Source organism: Alcaligenes sp. EGD-AK7 (assembly GCF_000465875.3).
Taxonomy (GTDB): Bacteria; Pseudomonadota; Gammaproteobacteria; order Burkholderiales; family Burkholderiaceae_B; genus Alcaligenes; species Alcaligenes phenolicus.
The window spans coordinates 1-693 of record NZ_AVOG02000036.1 but is presented as its reverse complement, the minus strand read 5'-3'; the positions used below and the strand labels follow the sequence as shown (position 1 = coordinate 693).

Genomic DNA, 693 nt, shown 5'->3' with positions numbered 1-693 from the left:
GGAACCACAGCCGCTGGATGCCCTTGCATTCATCATCGAGTTCAGCGACGTCCTCGGCCTTTCCGAAGCCAACCTGCCGCTCTACCTGGACGAGATCAGCAGCACCCTGTTCGGCAGCGCCTACAAGCTCGCCAACAGCCCGCTGAGCGCGGCCCAGCTGGCCCTGTCGGACTTCCAGCAGATCGAGACCGGCATGCGCGAAGGCCACCCGGGATTCGTCGCCAACAACGGGCGGATGGGCTTCGACGCCCAGGATTACCGCGCCTACGCGCCGGAAGCCGCCAGCCCGGTGCGTCTGGTCTGGCTCGCCGTGCACCGCAGCCGCGCCAGCTACAGCGCCATCGACGGGCTCGACCAGGCGACCCTGCTGCGCGAGGAACTGGGTGGCCAGCTCGGCGTGTTCCACAACCAGCTGCAGGCGCTGCAGCTCGATCCGGACGACTATCTGCTGATGCCGGCGCATCCCTGGCAGTGGCACAACATCCTGGCCATCGGTTTCGCCGCGGAGATCGCCAACCGGCAGATCGTCTATCTCGGCCTGAGCAACGACCGTTACCTGGCGCAGCAGTCGATCCGCACCTTCTTCAACCAGAGCGAGCCGCAGCGGCGCTACGTGAAGACCGCCCTGTCGATCCTCAACATGGGCTTCATGCGCGGGCTGTCGCCCTATTACATGCAGGCGACCCCGGCGAT

General features: G+C 66.1%; 1 protein-coding gene. It reads left to right on the top strand.

Features of this window, described 5'->3' with window-relative positions:
- Positions 1–693, top strand: a 693-nt coding sequence (locus N879_RS14385; protein ID WP_022983403.1) for an IucA/IucC family protein, incomplete at both ends; no start/stop codon positions are given.